This window comes from uncultured Campylobacter sp. (assembly GCF_938018145.1).
GTDB lineage: Bacteria > Campylobacterota > Campylobacteria > Campylobacterales > Campylobacteraceae > Campylobacter_A.
Genome location: NZ_CALIII010000205.1, coordinates 1 through 1,622, shown reverse-complemented (window position 1 = coordinate 1,622; position 1,622 = coordinate 1). Strand labels below are relative to the sequence as shown.

The following is a 1,622-nucleotide window of genomic DNA, read 5'->3' as shown; positions in this document are numbered from 1 at the left end:
ACGTCAAATTTAAGCTGGGAAATTTGAGTAAGTATTTCGAGGTGGAGATATTTAGAGAGCATGCGGCAAGGCTCATCCCGGAGCTTTGCGAATGCGAGCTAAAGACCGAGCTTGAAAATTTACGCGAGGGATACCTGGTGCTTAGGAAGGATTTTTGATGAAAAAGGCTTTGCTTTGTATCGGCAATCCCATGCGCGGAGACGACGACGTAGGCAACGAAACAGGGCGAATCGTCGAGGCAAATTTGAAAGATTGGCGGGTATTTTACGGACAGGACGTGCCTGAAAACGAGTTTGGCGCGCTTAGAGAATTTGAGCCTGATATCATCGTCGTGGTAGACGCGATGAGCGGGTTTAAAGACGGCGCGATCGAGTTTTTTGATCTAAGCAACGAGCGCGACTATATCTACTCGACGCACAACTTGCCTACGCCCGTACTTTTAAGCTACCTGCGTAAAATTTGCCCCAAAACGCTGTTTTTAGGCATTAGCGTTTTGCTTGAAAACGTGCTTGATTTTAAAGAGGGCTTAAGCGAAAACGCGAAAAAAAGCGCGCAAAAAGCCTTTGAACGTATCTTAGAGATAGATAAAAATTTAAATTAGGAGGAGGAAAAGATGTTAAATCCTGCAGAAACCGCGCAAGCGGTGTCAAATTCGATGGAGCACAAGGCGCATACTCCGTTAGTAAGCATTATTTTTCTAGCCATCATGGCGGGCGCGGCGATCGCGATGGGCGATATTTTCTGGGCGCACTCGACCGTGGGCATGGCTGAAAAACAGTCTATCGGTCTTGCAAATTTCATCGGCGGCATCACATTTAGCTGCGGTCTCATGATGGTCGTTTTCTACGGCGGGCATCTATTTACTAGCTCGGTTTTAAGCGGCGTTAGCGCGTATGAAGGCAAGCTAAATTTAGGCAAAACCATTAACTACTGGGCGATCGTTTGGTTTTTTAACTTCGTCGGCGGCGCGCTAATTGCCTATATGTACTACTACTCTGGCTTACCGCTAAAATACGACGGCTACATCTTGCAACACTTCGTACCGGCCGGTATCGGCAAGATCACGGCGCCGTTTCACGAGCTATTTATCCGCGGTATCTTTTGTAACGTGTTTGTTTGTATGTCTATCTGGACTGCGACCAGCGAGAGCAACCTTGCGGGTAAATTCTTTGCGATCATGTGGATGATCGGCGCGTTTGTCGCATGCTCTATGGAGCACTGCGTGGCAAATATGTTCATCATCACCGAAGCCATCATCTCAAAAGCTCACTACATAGCAGCAAGCGGCGGCGACGTCAATGCGGCAGCAGCGTTGCTTCACACTACGGCCGATAAGCTAGATGTGCTAAACTGGGGAAATTTCATCGTTAAAAACCTAGTTCCCGTTACGCTAGGCAATATCTGCGGCGGGCTTTTCTTTGTGGGACTAGTTGGATTTATGGCGAATAAATTTGATATGAAAAAGAAGTAATTCCCCATAAATGAATGGATTTTAAAAGTAGTTTTTGATTAAGGCGCTCGGTCACATACTACATGTATGCTCCCGTCACGCCTAATCAAAAACTATTTAAACTACGCCTATTCTGTCTGGAATGTTTATTTCGCATCTTGCTAAATTTGTA

At 46.1% G+C, this 1,622-nt stretch carries 2 protein-coding genes; both read left to right on the top strand.

Features of this window, described 5'->3' with window-relative positions:
* The first annotated feature begins 157 nt into the window (after positions 1 to 157).
* On the top strand, positions 158 to 601 hold the full coding sequence (locus Q0338_RS04685) for a hydrogenase 3 maturation endopeptidase HyCI (protein ID WP_185899341.1): 444 nt from the start codon (positions 158 to 160) through the stop codon (positions 599 to 601).
* Between the two features lie 12 nt (positions 602 to 613).
* The gene (locus tag Q0338_RS04680; protein WP_298085743.1) at positions 614 to 1,471 is read left to right on the top strand and encodes a formate/nitrite transporter family protein; all 858 of its coding nucleotides are present in this window, start codon (positions 614 to 616) and stop codon (positions 1,469 to 1,471) included.
* Positions 1,472 to 1,622 lie beyond the last annotated feature (151 nt).